The sequence below is a fragment of the Cognataquiflexum aquatile genome, from assembly GCF_003316845.1.
Classification (GTDB): Bacteria; Bacteroidota; Bacteroidia; order Cytophagales; family Cyclobacteriaceae; genus Cognataquiflexum; species Cognataquiflexum aquatile.
Genome location: NZ_QMIK01000004.1, coordinates 1 through 17,177 on the forward strand (window position 1 = coordinate 1; position 17,177 = coordinate 17,177).

General features: G+C 39.1%; 9 protein-coding genes. 8 read left to right on the forward strand and 1 reads right to left on the reverse strand.

Annotated elements, in window-relative coordinates; translation table 11 throughout:
• Window positions 1-265 precede the first annotated feature (265 nt).
• The 6 genes from DQW11_RS11515 to DQW11_RS11545 all read left to right on the forward strand — a co-directional run bounded on the left by DQW11_RS11515 (window position 266) and on the right by DQW11_RS11545 (window position 9,672).
• Window positions 266-709: a toxin-antitoxin system YwqK family antitoxin gene (locus DQW11_RS11515; protein WP_157966102.1), complete on the forward strand. Its 444-nt coding sequence runs from the start codon at window positions 266-268 to the stop codon at window positions 707-709.
• A gap of 152 nt (window positions 710-861) precedes the next feature.
• Window positions 862-1,257 carry a hypothetical protein gene (locus DQW11_RS11520; protein WP_157966103.1) on the forward strand — a complete coding sequence of 132 codons (396 nt, stop codon included), beginning with the start codon at window positions 862-864 and terminating at the stop codon, window positions 1,255-1,257.
• A gap of 1,367 nt (window positions 1,258-2,624) precedes the next feature.
• Window positions 2,625-3,905, forward strand: coding sequence for a PepSY-associated TM helix domain-containing protein (locus tag DQW11_RS11530; protein ID WP_113924241.1), 1,281 nt, complete (start codon window positions 2,625-2,627; stop codon window positions 3,903-3,905).
• A gap of 228 nt (window positions 3,906-4,133) precedes the next feature.
• Complete coding sequence (locus DQW11_RS11535; RefSeq protein ID WP_113924242.1) at window positions 4,134-6,101, forward strand: DUF3857 domain-containing protein; 1,968 nt, start codon at window positions 4,134-4,136, stop codon at window positions 6,099-6,101.
• Window positions 6,102-6,104: 3 nt separating this feature from the next.
• Window positions 6,105-8,036 (forward strand): DUF3857 domain-containing transglutaminase family protein, encoded by a 1,932-nt coding sequence (locus DQW11_RS11540; RefSeq protein WP_113924243.1) that lies wholly within the window; start codon window positions 6,105-6,107, stop codon window positions 8,034-8,036.
• Window positions 8,037-8,082: 46 nt separating this feature from the next.
• A complete protein-coding gene (locus DQW11_RS11545) occupies window positions 8,083-9,672 on the forward strand; it encodes a rhomboid family intramembrane serine protease (protein WP_113924244.1) in 1,590 nt (529 codons plus the stop codon).
• Window positions 9,673-9,757: 85 nt separating this feature from the next.
• Here the strand turns inward: DQW11_RS11545 and mtaB are convergent, their stop codons facing one another.
• Window positions 9,758-11,077 (reverse strand): tRNA (N(6)-L-threonylcarbamoyladenosine(37)-C(2))-methylthiotransferase MtaB, encoded by a 1,320-nt coding sequence (gene mtaB, locus DQW11_RS11550; protein ID WP_113924245.1) that lies wholly within the window; start codon window positions 11,075-11,077, stop codon window positions 9,758-9,760.
• 233 nt (window positions 11,078-11,310) lie between these two features.
• Here mtaB and DQW11_RS11555 point away from each other — a divergent pair, with 233 nt between their 5' ends.
• On the forward strand, window positions 11,311-13,473 hold the full coding sequence (locus DQW11_RS11555) for a glutamine synthetase III family protein (RefSeq protein ID WP_113924246.1): 2,163 nt from the start codon (window positions 11,311-11,313) through the stop codon (window positions 13,471-13,473).
• Window positions 13,474-14,024: 551 nt separating this feature from the next.
• A complete protein-coding gene (locus DQW11_RS11560) occupies window positions 14,025-17,150 on the forward strand; it encodes a SusC/RagA family TonB-linked outer membrane protein (protein WP_113924247.1) in 3,126 nt (1,041 codons plus the stop codon).
• Window positions 17,151-17,177 lie beyond the last annotated feature (27 nt).

Consider the following 17,177-nt stretch of genomic DNA (forward strand, 5'->3'; position numbering starts at 1 on the left):
AGTGCCGATCAAGTCGGCACTACACAAGGTAAACATCCAAGTGAACGATCACTGTATGCTTCCTCTCCGGTATCGTAAAGGTAAAAAAAATTAAAATAATCTTGATTTTAAAGATAGTACCTACACCCAGTCGTAGTGGAATTACATGCCGCTATCAGTATTCATCCAGCACACTATCAATCGCTAAACTACACCAAGGTGGGATAATACATTCCATAATAAATATAATGACTGAAAAAAGCAGAGGACTAAAGACTAAAAAAAAATGAGAACGAGAAGAATTTATAGAATCTGTTTTACTGTCTTAATTTTAGTTTTTAGCTGTAATTCAAAAGAGGAAGTTTTAATCGAAGATCCAATTTTGACAATCCAGACCGATGATGACGGGAACATTCAATTAGTGGGATACACGATATTGGGAAAAAAAGAGGGAGAATGGCGGGAATTCAGACAAGAAAGGTTATTCTCCATTAGAAATTACAAAAATGCCATACCTCACGGAAGAGAAATAAATTATGAAATTGATTCTGGTAAAGTACTTGAAGATGGTTGTTGGAACAATGGAGAAAGAGTTGGGCTCTGGTATTTCTTTCAAGATGGAGTTTTAGTTTCGGTCACAGAATACAAGAATGACGTTGGAAAAATAATTTATCATAATCCTAAGTTCAAAAATGCCGGTGAAATACCCCCTCCACCGCCAGAGAGATAGTCGGTGCTTTTCCCAGTCTGAGTCTAGGTGTGTCGTGAAGTCCGAGCTACGGTGCATGGGGATCAGAGTGAGTATTTTTATCAGAGACGCAACTTTCACGAGGTGTAGATATGATTTGGAATTCGAAGCCAATCAATGGAAAAAAGCAAAATATGATAGAGCAAAATAACTACAAAGAGTGGTCTGGATTTCATAAGAAGTTAGGAGTTGGCTTTATTCTTCTATTTGTAACTCTTGTTTTCGGATTTGAATTTTATCGAACATACATTTCATCGACATCAGAAATAAGGTTTACAATTATCAACTTTTATGCACCGTATTCAGAGGGTAAGGGCAGAGGAATGAAGATTCATTATTTGGCAGAAGGAAGGCAGGAACATGGTAATTGTCTTTCAAATAGATGCAGAAAAATTCTGACGGGAGAACGGCGCTTAGGTTATTATTACCTAAAGGACCCTTCAATGTATGACATTCTTTTCGATGTCGTAGTCCCTGACTCAGTAATTGCCCCAGCAGGAGGTTGGAAAGAAATCCCCCACTGGGAGTAGGTGTGTCATGAAATCTTTGATGTGAATTCAAGATATGTTGTTTAGAAGATTGTAGTAGGCCTACTGCAATCAGCGAGTAAGAGGAGGTTGCAAACCACCTCTCGGTGCTGTTTTGGTGATGAAACGGTAGTTTACAGAATGGAAATAATGTTGGAATATTTTCTTTCATCTGAGGAAATAAATTCAAAATGAATTTACAAATCAACCTTCCCTGTTTTTGGGGTAAACCTTATACCACATTTTTCCTTTTCGCTCCCAAAAACCTGCGACATTACATTTTCATTACCCCGGGCGGCGGTGCATGGGGATTTGTTGAAATATAAAAATCAGAGAAGCACCTTGCCCGGGGCTAATAACATTTCGCCCACTTCGGGGCTTTTGGTCGAAGTTGGATTAAGTTGGAAACTTATTCTTCAAAAAGATTCTCTAATGGAACACTAGCGGGGAGGAAGAAATTTTACCGGGCCGGCGCGGCACCGCGCGTGGGAGGATTAAAATTTCTTGCCTTTTTTGGTTACTTTTTGTGGTAAGACAAAAAGTGACACGAGGAAGAGACGTTAAGAAAATACTTGAGGAAAGAATAGAAATGAATCGATCAATCAACCTTCTCTGTTTTTGGTGGAAACTCCATTCCTTGCTTTAACTTTTTGCTACCAAAAACCTAATAACCCGCATTTTCATTACCCCGGGCGGCGGTGCATGGGGATCGGTGAGTATATAAAAATCAGAGAAGCACCTTGCCCGGGGCTAATAATATTTCGCCCGCTTCGGGGCTTTTGGTCGAAGTTGGATTAAGTTGGAAAGTTATTCTTCAAAAAGATTCTCTAATGGAACACTAGCGGGGAGGAAGAAATTTTACCGGGCCGGCGAGGCACTGAGCGTGGGAGGATTAAAATTTCTTGTCCCGATAATTATCGGGATGGTTACTTTTTGTTTCAAGACAAAAAGTGACACGAGAAGGAAACGTAAAGAAAATACCATAGGAAAGAAATTCAAAATGAATTGACTTCTCCACCTTCCCTGTTTTTGGGGTAAACCTTATACCACATTTTTCCTTTTCGCTCCCAAAAACCTGCGACATCACATTTTTATTACCCCGGGCGGCGGTGCATGGGGATTTGTTGAAATATAAAAATCAGAGAAGCACCTTGCAAGAGGCTATTCATATTCAGCTCCGCCGCGGCGGACTGTTGGTCGAATAAGACCCGAGAATAATCCTGAAAATTGTTGAAGATAATTTTTTTCTTAGTATTCTTTTTTAGATTTAATCTAAATAGATATCTTTGTGTCGAGTTTGCTTTCCATTAAACTCTTGATTTCAGGATTCAATACAGCTATGATTTCATCACCGATTAATATTATTGACAATGCCAAATTCCAAAAAGCCTAAATCCACTTGGGAAAAGACGCGAAAGTTTTTCAATGACATCCACCTTTGGGCTGGGCTTTTCAGTGGGCTTGTTTTGGTAGTGGTATGTTTTACAGGTACTGTTTATGTTTATAATACTGAAATCAGGGAATCTGCCGCTAAGCATCTTTATGAAGTTTCAGAGCAAAGGGGAGAAGTAAAGCCGGGGTTAAATCCCATTTTGGAAAGTGCCAGAAAGCAGATTGAAGGTGATTTTATTTCGGTTTCAATTCCTTTTGAAGCCAATAGGTCTTTACAGATCAATGTCAAAAAGGAGGGAGACCAAAGCCGTTCAGGTACAACTTATTTTATCAACCCCTATTCTGGAGAAGTATTGGGAAATAATGCTGAACCGACCTGGGCTGATAATTTGATGAAGGACATGTTCAGCCTCCACAGGTGGCTGATGTTGGACAGGATCGAGAAGCCTTTGATCGGAGAACTTCCCAACCGAACCCTAGGCAGTTATATCACCGGGACAGCAACCATTCTTTTTACTATTGGAGTAATTACAGGGTTGATTATCTGGTTTCCAAAAAGGCTTAAAAACTGGAAACAGGGTTTGAAAATCAAAACAGGAAATTGGAAAAGACTCAACCATGACCTGCACAATTCTCTAGCTTTTTACTCGATCATTATTTTGTTTTTGATGGGCGTGACAGGTCCATTTTGGTCGTTTCCATGGTATAAAGAAGCCTTACAGAAATCACTGGGAACTTACAAAGAACAGCCTTCCGAAAATCGCTCTGGAAATGCTGCTAACCCAACTGTAACGGGAACCGCCATTCTGAATTCAAGTGCAAATTCAGGGGAAAGTGGGAACCAATCAGTGGCTTTGATGACAATGGACATTGAAAGAATTGTACAGCTAGCAGACAGCATACTTGAATATGAGGGAAGTTATCGGATATCTTTTCCACAGAAACCTGAAGATCTGATCAGTGTAAATAAGTATAAAACCGGGTTTTTTGCTCCTGCTGCTGCAGATAAGATACAAATGAAAGCAGATCTGACAATCGATGAAGTACAGGTATTTAAGGAAAAGCCCTTGAATGAAAGAATATCTTCTTCGATCAAATCAATCCATATCGGGGATGTATACGGTTCATTTTCCAAAATTCTTTACTTTTTAGCCTGCTTGGTAGCTACCAGCCTTCCATTTACAGGCACTTTGATCTGGATAAATAAGATGAAAAAGAAGAAAAATCCTGCCAATTCATCCAAGGCAGTGGCGGCATGATTTTGATCCCGGAATAAAAAAATATACTTATTTGGGTGATTAAATTTCACTTCAAAATCACGAAAATTTGAAGATTTTCAGAGAAATTCTTGTTATCCCCTCTTTTTTGAAATTTATCAGATTATAAATCAATCAGTTATAATCGAGATTTAAAAAATACCCAGTATTGGGTATTTTTTGTGATTAAGTTTATTTCTAGTTTTCAAAGCGTACCAACCACCCACCGCTATGAAAACACACAGATTCCCAATTTTAGCAATTCTTTTTTTGCTTACAATTTCCAATTCTTTTGCCGCTATTCAAGAAGGATTCAAGTTTGGAAAAATCCCGGATGAATTCGTCACTATGAAAGTATATGAAGCCGATCCCGATGCGGAAGCGGTAGTTTTGTCCGATGTTGGAGATGCAAAAATCACAAATTTGGGAGGATCCGGTTTTCAGATTATTTATAGTAGGCATACAGTCATCAAGGTTTTGACCAAAGAGGGAGTTTCATATGGGGATTTTATGATACCCTATTATTTCATTCCAGGGAGAACAGACTTGGTGAGTTCTGTCAAAGGATATGTTTACAATGAATCTGAAGGGACAATTTTGAAAGAGAAAATCGGGAAGGAACATGTTTTTGAAGAAGAAGTATCCAAGTCCTACAGGATGAAAAAAATATCAGCGCCCAATATCAAAGAAGGCTCAGTCATTGAGATTTCCTATGAAATCACTTCTGATTTATTCAGCTATTTGAGAGAATGGGAATTTCAAAGTGAGATTCCGACCAGATGGAGTGAGTATTCCTTGGAATATCCCGAGTTTTTTTCTTTCAGCCTTAGTGCACAAGGTTTTGTAGAATATGCAATCAACGAACAAACAGAAGGTAATGGGGGATCATTCTCCACCAGAAAATACCATTGGGCTGTCCAGGATGCACCAGCATTGCGTCCCGAGCCTTATATAGACAATCCCCAGATTTATCAAACAAAGATTGAATTTCAACTTCAATACATTCAGTACCCCGGAAGCCAAAGGCAGACTTTTTCTGGCAGTTGGAATACCATGTCGGAAGAGCTTCTTAAAGATCCTGAATTCGGAAAATTGTTGGAAAGGAATAAGTTTATCGAGGGTACTTTAGCCCAAATAATTTCCAATGACCAAAATGAACAAGAAAAGCTCCATGCAATTACTGACCATCTCCAAAAAATGGTTCAATGGAATGGGAATTTCGGGATATATCCCAGCCAGCCATCTCTTGAAAAAATTTATAAAGAAGGCAAAGGAAATTTGGCTGATGTGAATTTTTTATTGATTGCATTTCTAAGAGAAGCTGGATTCGATGCCCATCCTGTTGTCGGTTCTACCAGGACAAGAGGGTTTTTGAATCCTGCCAATCCTGTCATGTACAAGCTCAATTATTTAAGTGCTTTGGTTAAATCAGGAGACAAAGAATTTGTGATGGATATTTCTGATTCATCTTTGCCTTTTGGGTTCCTTCCCATCAACGGTTTGAATTTCAGAGGTTGGGCTGTCATTCCTAATAATGCTTCCCGTTGGGTAGATATTTATAATACCGTTCCCACATCGGAGACGGCCATGATTACTGCCAAAATGGAGGATGACAATTTGTATTCAACCATCCAGAAAACCACCAAAGGTTATCAATCTTCCCAGATAAAAAGCAAAATAAAGGCGACCGGAGAAGATAAATTCAAACAAGAAATGACAGATGAATTTACCGGGGGTGAATTGGTATCTATCCAATTTGAAAATCTTGATTCCAAAGAAAAAGGCATTGTCGAAAAATACGAGATCAAAACCAATGAGGGGATCGTACTTACAGGTGACAATATTTACCTCAATCTTTTTGAAAACAGCTACCTGTCCGAAAACCCCTTTAAACTGGACAGCAGGGTCTTCCCCATTGATTTCATTTACCCGCAAAAGAGACAGGTGATCCTCAATTTTGATATTCCTGAAGGATATACAGTGGAAGAAATGCCACAATCGATCTTGACCCAATTTAATGAAAAGGCAATTGTTTATTCCTTTAGGACAGCCCCACCTGCAAATGGAAGAATCACCATCATGCTGAGTTATCAGGTAAATGAAACTTTATTCAATGCTGAAGAATATCAGAATCTTAAGGAGTTTTTTGATATGATAGCCAATAAGCAGAAAGAAGCAATCGTCCTCAAAAAGATCTAAAGTATGAAAGGTAAAATGATTTCTGGAAATGCTTTTCTGCTTTGTTTGTGTCTATTGACAGCCGTTCAACCATCTTTCGGACAAAAATATGCAGCTACGACTATCAATCCTGAACATATCAAAAACGCTCCGGCCGTAATCAGGGAAGATATACAGGAGGTTGTGGTTGGAGCTGGGGGCGGATTTAGTGTGAAGTCCAAGATGGTCGTGACCATTTTCAAAAAGGAGGCAAATGACCTCGGTTTGCTTCAGGTCGATTATACCAACAAAATCAAGATCAAAAGTATCGACGGTCGGGTTTATGACATGATGGGGAGTGTTATCAAAAAAGGAGGAAAAAGTGATATCAGCGACTACAGCAATTTCAATTCTTTTTCGATCTACGAGGACAACCGGATCAAGCTAATGGACCTCCGGCAGTTGGATTTTCCCTACACCGTAGAATTTGAATATGAGGTAGAGTATCCTAATTTATTTTTTCTGACAAATTGGTATCCCCAATCTTATCCCAACATCCCGGTGGAAATTGCGCAGGGGAAATACATTTATCCCCAGGCAACGAAGCTCCGGTTTTTTTCCAAAACAATAGATGACAAGCATCTCACTTCCAATGAACTTGAAGGAGGTTTGATAGAGAAATCATGGAAAATAGAAAATATGGAGGCCTTTGAGCCGGAAATAATGCTTCCATTGGAGGAAAGTCCGGTCAAGGTGTTGTTCGTAGGAGCCTCGGAATTTGAATATGAAGGATTCCAAGGAGACCTGAGTTCATGGGAATCTATGGGAAAATGGATTGCCTCCCTGAATTTCGGCAAGGATGTTTTGACCCCGCAGTTGAAAGCCAAAGTCAATGAACTTGTTTCGGGTCTGGAAACAACCGAAGAAAAAACAAAAGCGATCTATGAATACCTGCAGAAAAATACACGGTATGTGAGTATTCAATTGGGAATAGGAGGATTCATGCCGTTTGAGGCATTGACGGTAGAGAAATATGGGTATGGAGACTGTAAGGCCTTGTCCAACTTTATGGGCGCAATGCTGAAAGAAGCCGGTATTCAGAGTAATTATGCGCTGATATATGGCGGCGAAAGCAAGCGCAAGGTCTATGAAGAATTTCCCAGAAGTTACTTCAATCACGTCATTCTCGCAGTTCCTGACGGGAAAGACACCATTTGGCTGGAGTGTACTTCCCAGACCAATCCTTTTGGATATCTTGGGAATTTTACCTCAGACAGGCATGCCTTATTGATTACCGAAAATGGAGGAAAATTGGTGAGAACACCAAAATATGGCAAAGAACAAAATACCCTGTTCCAAAAAGCTGATTTTGAAGTGGATGAAACAGGAAAAGCAACAGGGAGTTTACACTTTGAAAATAGCGGTCTTCAGACTGAAAATGGAAGTTTGCTGACTGTGGCAGGATTGTCAGCTACCGAGAAAAAGGATTGGCTACTGACCAATTTGACACTTTCATCTTTTGACATTGTCGATTTTAATTTCTCACCTGAAATGAGTTCTCTGCCCACTGTCAAAGTCGACGCGAAGATTATGGTTAAAAGCATTGCCAGCAAATCCGGCACCCGTATCTTTTTACAGCCCAACCAATTGAATGTGTATTCCATGAAGATTTCCTCCAAGCCTGAAAGGAAAGCCTCTTTTGAAAGGCGCATGGGTTTTATTGACGAGGACTTGATTACCTACAAATTACCTGAAGGTTACAATCCTGAGTCTGTTCCTTCCAAGGTCTTATTGGAATCCGATTTTGGGATTTATTCTGCCGAATACCATCTTGAGGAAAGAAGTCTAGTCTACAAGCGAAAACTGGAAATGAATGATGGTGTCTATCAGGCAGGTCAATTTCCTGCTTTTGTGGATTTTGTGACCAACATCGAAAAAGCCGACAAAACCAAGGTGGTGTTAAAGAAGGTTCAATGAATCCGTTGTAAATAGTCTAATTGAAAACACTAAATAAAAGGGGAGTGTGAAAGATAAAATCAATTTACTCTTTGTACCATTTGTTTTCACGCTTGTAGGGTTAACCTTGGGTTATACGTTTTTGCATTGGATAATTTTTATTGAACTTGAATTATTTCAACTAAAAGATATAATTATAAGTTTTGGAATACCAATCGTATTGACAGCACTTGCGGCATGGTTTATACTAAGACCAAGATTTAAAATTTTAAATCTTGAAGCCAAGAATGGGAATTGGAGAGATTTTTATAGTGCCATTATGTGGATGGCCTTTACAGCTCCTCTTTTGATTGCTCAACAATATGTTGTTTCAGCAACAGGAAAATTGACTGAATTAAATTCCATCAACGAAATCAACAATTCTGAATCAACAAAATATTACACCATTAAAAATTTTTTTATAGACAAATTCGCCATTGGATTACATTCAGCATTTGATGTTAGTGGAAAGAACAATGAAAGTTTCAATATGCATATTTATGTTGCCCTTCCAATTTTTGAAAGTTTAAAGGATACAACAATTTTAGAACCGAAAGCTTGGTTTGGAATTGAGTATCGAAAAACCATAAGTAACCGACTTGAACCAAATGAGAAAGAGAAAAAATATCAAGAGTTTGCCAAGGAAAGTGAGTTGGATTTTGAGCATAAAAATGTTTCTGAATTTGTGTATTTAGATAGAATCAGACATTCCGATAAAAAAGAAGGATATATTGAAGCAATTAAAGCCAATCCAAAATATATCCCAAATGAAATTATTCTTGAACCAATAAATGAACCATTTGAAGCGAGGAATGGTAAAAAGTTAGAGTGGATTATAGGTTCTTCAATAATTGGATCAATTGTTTGGTTAATTATGGTTCTTGTTCCTAAAATTGACGAAAATGAATTAAAAAGGATAAAAGAGGGGAAGCCTGACCATAAGGCTCAAAAAGAATTTCAAGAATTTGTTGGCTTCTTAAAACCTAAAAAAGGGTATTTCATAACACCAATATTAATCAATGCCAACATTGGGATTTACTTAATCATGGTTGTAATGGGATTTGGATTTATTTCATTCAAAGGTCAAGACCTTTTACAATTGGGAGCTAACTATGGACCCTTAACAAAAAACGGAGAATGGTGGCGGCTTTTGACAAACACATTCTTACACGGCGGACTAATGCACCTATTAGCAAATATGTTTGGACTTACTTTTGTCGGGAGTATTCTTGAGCCAAAATTAGGGAAACTTAAATTATTGACATTTTATTTAATTACCGGTATTTTGGCAAGCATTGCCAGTATTTGGTGGTATGAAGCAATTATAAGTGTAGGTGCTTCGGGACCAATTTTAGGGCTTTATGGAATTTTTCTTACATTTCTCCTGACTAAAATTTTTCCTCCTGAATTTTCTACATCATTTTTTATCAGTACATCAATATTTATAGGATTTACTCTTCTTATGGGTTTAGCAGGTGGTATAGACAATGCTGCACACATAGGAGGCCTTTTGAGTGGTTTTATAGTTGGATTAATCATATCCCCTATAATTAAAAACAAACAGAAAATTAAACGACTAAAAAAGACTAAGAAAGCAACTCTTTTAAGGCAAGATTAAAAAATGGGCAAAAATTCAATTTTTGCACAGATGAAAAGTTCCTCATTTTAAAGCCTCAGCTTTCCTTAAAGTTTGATCGATTTTTTCAATGCCTTTCGTACATCATCTCCGGTTCGACGGCTTCCACATTCCCTTTTTCATTGATTTCGCTGAGGGTGACGGTCTTCAGTTCATTGATTAAAATCGGATCGTACTTGGCTGCTACCCTGATATAATTTTGGGTAAAGCCGTGCATTTTACCATCTTCCACATCCTCTTCGAATAGGACGGTAAAGGTTCTTCCTAGATTCTCCTGATAAAATTTTCTCCTTTTCTTTTCAGAAAGAATCCTGAGCATTTTGGAACGCTCATTTCTCTTTTTGATTGGGACGACTCCTTCCAATTCCACTGCACGGGTATTTGCCCTTTCGGAATAGGTGAAAACATGGAGATAAGAAATATCGAGTTCGTTCAGGAAATGGTATGTTTCTAGAAAAAGTTCGTCTGTTTCACCCGGAAATCCCACAATCACATCCACACCGATGCAGCAATGCGGCATTAGGGATTTGATTTTGGAAATCCTGTCTTCATATAATTCCCTTAGGTACCTTCTTCCCATGCTTCGGAGAATGGTATTGCTGCCGGATTGAAGGGGAATATGAAAATGAGGGACAAATCTTTTGGAAGTCGACACAAATTCTATGACCTCATTGGTAAGCAAATTGGGTTCAATAGAAGAAATCCGGAACCTTTCTATACCTTCAATCTCGTCAATCGCCATCACAAGGTCTGCAAACCTTTCTTTTCTTTTCCCTTCCTGAATACCAAAATCTCCGATATTGACTCCTGTCAAAACCACTTCTTTTACTTCTGTGGCGGCAATTTCTCTAACTGAAGTCAGGATATTTTCGATGGTATCGCTCCGGCTTTTTCCTCTTGCCAAAGGGATGGTGCAAAAAGCACATCCATAATTACAGCCATCCTGCACTTTCAAAAAGGTCCTTGTCCTGTCATGCATGGAGTAGGCATTGTTAAAAATATTCGCCTCTTGGATTTCGGAGGCCAAGACTTTGGTTTCCTGTTCTTTGGCAAATCCATCCAAAAGTTCTATTAACCTGAATTTTTCTGCAGCGCCCAATACTGCGTCAACGCCATCTATCTCAGAGATTTCCTGTGGTTTCAGTTGCGCGTAGCAGCCAATAATGGTCACGTAAGAGTTGGGAGAAATCTTTTTTGCCTCTCGGACGATTTTTTTACACTTCTTGTCTGCGTTTTCGGTCACAGAACAGGTATTGATGATAAAAATATCAGGCGTATTGTCGAAGTCGACCTTTCGATAGCCTTTCGCTTCAAACATCCTGCTGATGGTGGAAGTTTCTGAATAATTTAACTTACAACCTAAAGTATAAAATGCAACTTTTTTCACGCTAACCTTTCTTTTTACCGGTCGCAAATTTAAATATTATCATTCAGTTTTCAATTTTCTATTTTTTGAGATCAAAACCCGATTTTTTTGGCCACTTTAAAGATATTTTGAGCCATTTAATTAAAAAAAATGTAAATTTTTTAAAAAATGAGCCCAATTGAAACCCTTTTGCTTTGAAATTCATATAATTTCATATTTTTGTGGGTACATAATCAAACCACTTATTGTAGAAAATGGCAACTTTAAGACAAAAAGCGCTACTAATGGCCCAAGGCAGGTCAAAAGTTACTGTAACACCGCCTTCGAGCAAGATTTCCGACTATTATGGAATCAATGTTTTCGGCACAAAGCAAATGAAAGAGTCTTTGGCCCCATCCGTATTCAAAAAGGTAATGGAGGCGATCGACAAAGGCAGCAAGATTGATCCCTCAACCGCAGAAGAAGTCGCATCTGCAGTGAAAGTATGGGCGCTATCCAAAGGAGTTACCCACTACACCCACTGGTTTCAGCCTCTAACAGGCTCGACTGCGGAGAAACATGATTCTTTCTTTGATGCCCATGCAGGTTTAGAAAAATTCAAAGGTTCTGCTTTGGTTCAACAAGAACCTGACGCATCCTCATTCCCACATGGCGGTATCCGTTCGACTTTCGAAGCAAGGGGTTATACAGCTTGGGATCCTTCCTCACCGATTTTCATTTTTGATAAGACATTGTGTATTCCTACCATATTTGTCTCCTTTACAGGGGAAGCGTTGGATTATAAGACACCATTGTTGAAATCCATGGAAGCCATTAATTCAGCTGCTGTGGAAGTATGTCAGCTATTTGACAGAAATGTCAGAAAAGTGAGCCCATCCTTGGGTGTGGAGCAGGAATATTTTGTGATTGACAAAGCGCTGTTTGCGACAAGACCTGATTTGGTGATGTCCGGACGTACAGTTTTTGGACATAACCCCGCAAGAGGTCAACAGTTGGAAGATCACTATTTCGGATCTATCCCTACCAGAGTGAAAGATTTCATGATGGATTTTGAGATTGAAGCCCACAAATTGGGAATTCCTGTCTCTACCCGCCACAATGAAGTAGCTCCGGGTCAATTTGAAGTTGCGCCTCTTTTCGAAGAAATCAACAAAGCCATCGACCACAACCAATTGTTGATGGATCTGATGGATAAAGTTGCAGAAAAGCATAATTTGAAAGTTTTGTTCCACGAAAAACCGTTTGCAGGTGTAAATGGTAGCGGAAAGCACAATAACTGGTCTTTGATCACTGACACAGGTGTCAATCTATTCCAGCCAAGCAGTTCTGCGAGAGAAAACCTTCAATTCCTGACTTTTGTGGTTGCTACTGTAAAGGCAGTGTATGACCATGCGGATTTGTTGAGGTCAAGCATCGCTTCTGCAAGCAATGATTTCAGATTGGGAGCAAACGAAGCACCTCCTGCTATCATGTCTGTATTCTTGGGTTCAACATTATCTTCCGTGTTAGACGAATTGGAGAAAAACGGAAACGTGAAAATCGAAAAAGGAGATAACATGTATATGAAACTTGGAATCTCCAAGATTCCGGAAATCATATTGGACAACACAGACCGTAACAGAACTTCGCCTTTTGCCTTCACAGGAAACAAATTTGAGTTTAGAGCGGTTGGTTCAGGTGCCAATTCTGCAGGACCGATGACGGCTTTGAACGTGATCGTAGCCGAAACATTAAGGAATCTTCTCAAAGACATTGATAAGGAAGTCAATGCCGGCAAAGAAAAGAAAATCGCCATTGTCAATGTATTGAGGAAATACATCAAAGACAGCAAAAAAATCAGATTTGAAGGTGACGGTTATTCCGATGAGTGGGCCAAAGAAGCTGAAAAAAGAGGTTTGTCAAACTTAAAAAGTACTCCGGCTGCTTTGGATATTTATCACGACAAGAAAGTTGCAGAGTTATTTGCAAAGCACAATGTCTTGAATCCAAAGGAACTCCATGCGAGACATGAAATCATGTTGGAAAATTACATCAAAAAAGTTCAGATCGAATCCAGGGTAATGGGCGACCTTGCTTTGAACCATGTAATCCCAACTTCTATCCTGTATCAAAACAAACTGATCGAAAATGCAAATGGTTTGGCTGGATTAGGCTTAGATAATACTGCTGCCATTGAGACTATCAAAGAAATCAGTAAGCACCTTGAATCTATCAACAAGAATGTTCACGGGATGACTGAAGCAAGAAAGCAGCTGAATAAAGAAGAGGATATTGTCAAAAGAGCCAAAGGATATTGTAATGATGTCAAAGAAGCTTATTTCGATAAAATCAGGTATGCTGTTGACAAACTTGAATTGGTTGTCGATGACGAATTGTGGCCTTTGGTTAAGTATCGGGAGATGTTGTTTATCAAATAAAATAGAAACCGCCTTCGGGCGGTTTTTTTTTGCTCAAATCACTGCATTACCAGCACCCGCTTTGAATAAAGTCAATGATCTTCTTTAATTTTTTTTTAAAAGTGGGTATGATTAAGCTTGCGAAGTAAATCAAGCCTTATTTCGATAATAAACATTTGGACGTAATTAATTGGCTTTGAGGGGGAATTGAAAGATGTAAATGGAAATGGACAAACTGAAAAAAGTCATGGATAAACAACCTTGTCTGGTAAACAATAAATAAATTTATTTGCTAAACCGATTTATTAAATATAATAAATCGTAAAAGTCACTGAACTTAATTAAAAAAAATATTTAAATATTTTTAACAATAATTTTTTTTAGATACATTTACAAAAGGCTAATCTTTCAATTATTTGAATTTAACCTATATTATTATACTGTTTAATCTCAAAATGGTTAAATTAATCTATGGCGTATCTTAAAATTGTCGAAATAAAAAATAATAAGTTGAAATCAAGTTAATTCCCATTTACCCTAAACCAATAAAATGTAACCTTTAAATAATTCCTATGAACAGAGTTGTACTATTAATGTTAGCGATGGTCATGATTTTTGCCTCAGGTTTTGAGGCATATGGCCAAAGCCGAGTTCTTACCGGTAGAGTAGTTGATTCTACCGGAGAACCGATCCCGGGAGTAAACATCCTGGACAAACAAGCAAATACCGGTACTACCACCGATTTGGATGGTAGATACTCCATTTCGGTGACCAATACCTCGGTATTGGTATTTTCATTTATCGGATTTTCGCCCCAAGAATTTTTGGTGGGAAACAGAAGTTCACTTGATGTAAACTTAGCGGAGGACTTGTCAGAACTTTCCGAAGTTGTAGTCACTTCCTTTGGTATGGAAAAAGACAAGAAAGCTCTTGGATTTTCTGTAACACAGGTAAGTGGTGACAAATTCACTGAATCAAGGGCCGTCAACTTAGGTAATGCCTTGACAGGTAAAATTGCCGGTGTGAACGTTTCTCCTCCTGCTTCAGGAGCTGCTGGTTCTACTAGAGTTGTTATCCGTGGAGGTTCTTCCCTAACAGGAAATGACCAACCTCTATATGTGGTCAACGGTATGCCAATCGAAACAGGCAACCTTGGAAGTGCAGGTATGTGGGGAGGTAATGATGCCGGTGACGGTCTTGCTTCTATCAACCCTGATGATATCGAAAGTATTTCTGTATTGAAAGGAAATGCTGCTGCAGCGCTTTATGGTGCCAGAGCTGCCAATGGTGTTGTGTTGATCACAACCAAGACCGGTAAAGCTAGAAAAGGTATTGGCGTAGCATTGAACTCTAACATCACCTTTGATAACGTTCTTGATTTCACCGAATACCAAAGATCATATGGTCCAGGTATAGACGGTGTTATACCTGCGACCTCAGGCCAGGCATTGGATGCTGGCAATATCCATTGGGGTGGTAAATACAACGGTGCAAGTACCCCTCAGTTTGATGGCGTATCAAGACCTTACTCCCATACTGGCGAAGGTTTAAATGCCTTCTACGAAACAGGTTATACTATTAACAACTCCGTTGCTTTGAGTGGTGGTAATGAAACAGGTACATATAGATTGGCTTATTCAAACCTGAATAATAATGACATCATGCCAAATGCAGGTTTCAAAAGAGATGTTGTCAACTTGAATATCAACAGTAAGTTGAAGAGACTCACATTGGATATGAGCGGTCAGTATTCCAATCAAAATGCGCAAAACCGTCCGAGACTTTCAGACTCTCCGGGAAATGCCAATTTTTCTATGATGACAAGACCAGGCAATCTTCCACTTTCAGCAATGAGAGGACCGACAGACAAACTTGGTGCTCAGGAAGACGGTTTTGAATTGAGATATCAACCTAACGTTTTCCAAACCAACCCTTATTGGGCTGCGCATCAGTTCTATCGTGAGGATGTCACAGACAGGGTTTTGGGAAAAATCTCCGTGAGATATGACCTCACAGATTGGTTATATGTAATGGGTAGGGCAGGTACTGATTTTCAGTCAAGAACAGATGATTCCTCTGAGCCTTATGGAACTGCATACAAACCAAGAGGTGATTACAATGTAAGTAAGAGAACCATTAGAGAAGATAACTTGGATTTGTTTATCGGTGCGCAAAAGCAATTTGGAGATATTTCTGTGGATGCCTTGGTCGGTGGCAATAGAATGAGAAGGTCCTTTGAAAGCCTTTCAGGTGGAGGAAATGACCTTGTAGTACCATTCTTTTCTAGTGTAAGAAACGTAGCAGCCCCTCAGGTTGGATATGGTTTTAGTGAACAAGGAATTAATTCCATATTTGGTTATGCCAATGTGGGTTACAAAAACTTCCTTTTCTTAAATGTTACTGCACGTCAGGACCAATTCTCGACTTTGTCTCCTGAAAACAGCAAATTGTTTTATCCATCAGTGGGAACCAGCTTTGTTTTGTCGGATGTAATTGAATTGCCAAAAGCATTTACATTCACCAAGTTAAGAGCTTCTTGGGGTCAGACAGGTGGAGGTGCACCAAATCCTTATGCCCTTAACTTGACTTATGGTCTTGTGGGTTCAGGACACTTGGGCGGAAGTTTGGGTCAGATCAACAATGGTTCAATCCCTAATGCAAACCTTAAGCCTTATTTGTCTACTGAATATGAATTCGGTGCTGATTTAAGATTCTTCGAAAATAAATTAGGATTGGATGTGGCTTATTACAGCCGAAATACAACCAATGATATCCTTGCTACTGGTATTTCTGCAACTTCAGGTTTTGGATCCACCATCATCAACATTGGTGAATTGACAAACAAGGGTGTCGAATTGTTATTGAACGTTGTTGCTTACGAAAGGAAAGATTTCCGCTGGGACTTCTCTTTGAACTATGCCAACAACCAAAGTAACGTCGTAAGTCTTGGAACAAACGCAAAAGGTGAACCGATTGAATTCATCAACCTTGACGAATCAAGATTGAGAAGGGAAAGAATCCGTCACATAGTTGGTCAGCCTTTGGGTATGATTGCAGGTTTCAAACATCTGGAAATCGATGGTCAAAAAGTGTATGACAACAGAGGTCTACCAGTTCCAACTAATGGACTTGAAACTATCGCAGAGGGACGTCACCCAATTTCTGCAGGTTTTATCAACAACTTCAGCTATAAGAATTTCAAGTTGATGGTGTTGCTTGATGGTAGATTCGGAGGCCATTTGGTTTCAGGAACCAATTACTTTGCTTACAACAATGGTTTACATGAAGAAACCTTGGCAAGCCGTACGAATGGTTTGACTACTTCTGGTGTGGACGCTAACGGTGAGTCAAGAACCTGGAACATTCCTGCAAATCCTGGTGATCCAACGCAATTTTTGATTGATGATTATTTCAACAGATATGCTCAGATCACGGAAAACATCGTGTATGATGCATCTTTCATCAAGTTGAGAGAATTCTCTTTCGGATATTCACTTCCTGGAACACTTTTGAGCAAGACACCTTTTACCGCTGCCTCAGTTTCTTTGGTGGGTAGAAACCTTGCCTTGATTTGGTCAAAAGTTCCTAACATAGATCCTGAATCTGCCTACACTGTCGGTGGTAACTCCCAAGGTTTGGAGTTCTTCGCAATGCCTACTACAAGAAGTTTCGGTTTCAATATCAATCTTAACTTCTAATAGGGATGTTTAACAAACTAATTCACG

Bases quoted from the DNA above. Each gene is read 5' to 3' on its own strand.
- DQW11_RS11520 (WP_157966103.1), top strand. From the start codon at position 862: ATGATAGAGCAAAATAACTACAAAGAGTGGTCTGGATTTCATAAGAAG.
- DQW11_RS11530 (WP_113924241.1), top strand. From the start codon at position 2,625: ATGCCAAATTCCAAAAAGCCTAAATCCACTTGGGAAAAGACGCGAAAG.
- DQW11_RS11535 (WP_113924242.1), top strand. From the start codon at position 4,134: ATGAAAACACACAGATTCCCAATTTTAGCAATTCTTTTTTTGCTTACA.
- DQW11_RS11515 (WP_157966102.1), top strand. From the start codon at position 266: ATGAGAACGAGAAGAATTTATAGAATCTGTTTTACTGTCTTAATTTTA.
- DQW11_RS11555 (WP_113924246.1), top strand. From the start codon at position 11,311: ATGGCAACTTTAAGACAAAAAGCGCTACTAATGGCCCAAGGCAGGTCA.
- DQW11_RS11560 (WP_113924247.1), top strand. From the start codon at position 14,025: ATGAACAGAGTTGTACTATTAATGTTAGCGATGGTCATGATTTTTGCC.
- DQW11_RS11540 (WP_113924243.1), top strand. From the start codon at position 6,105: ATGAAAGGTAAAATGATTTCTGGAAATGCTTTTCTGCTTTGTTTGTGT.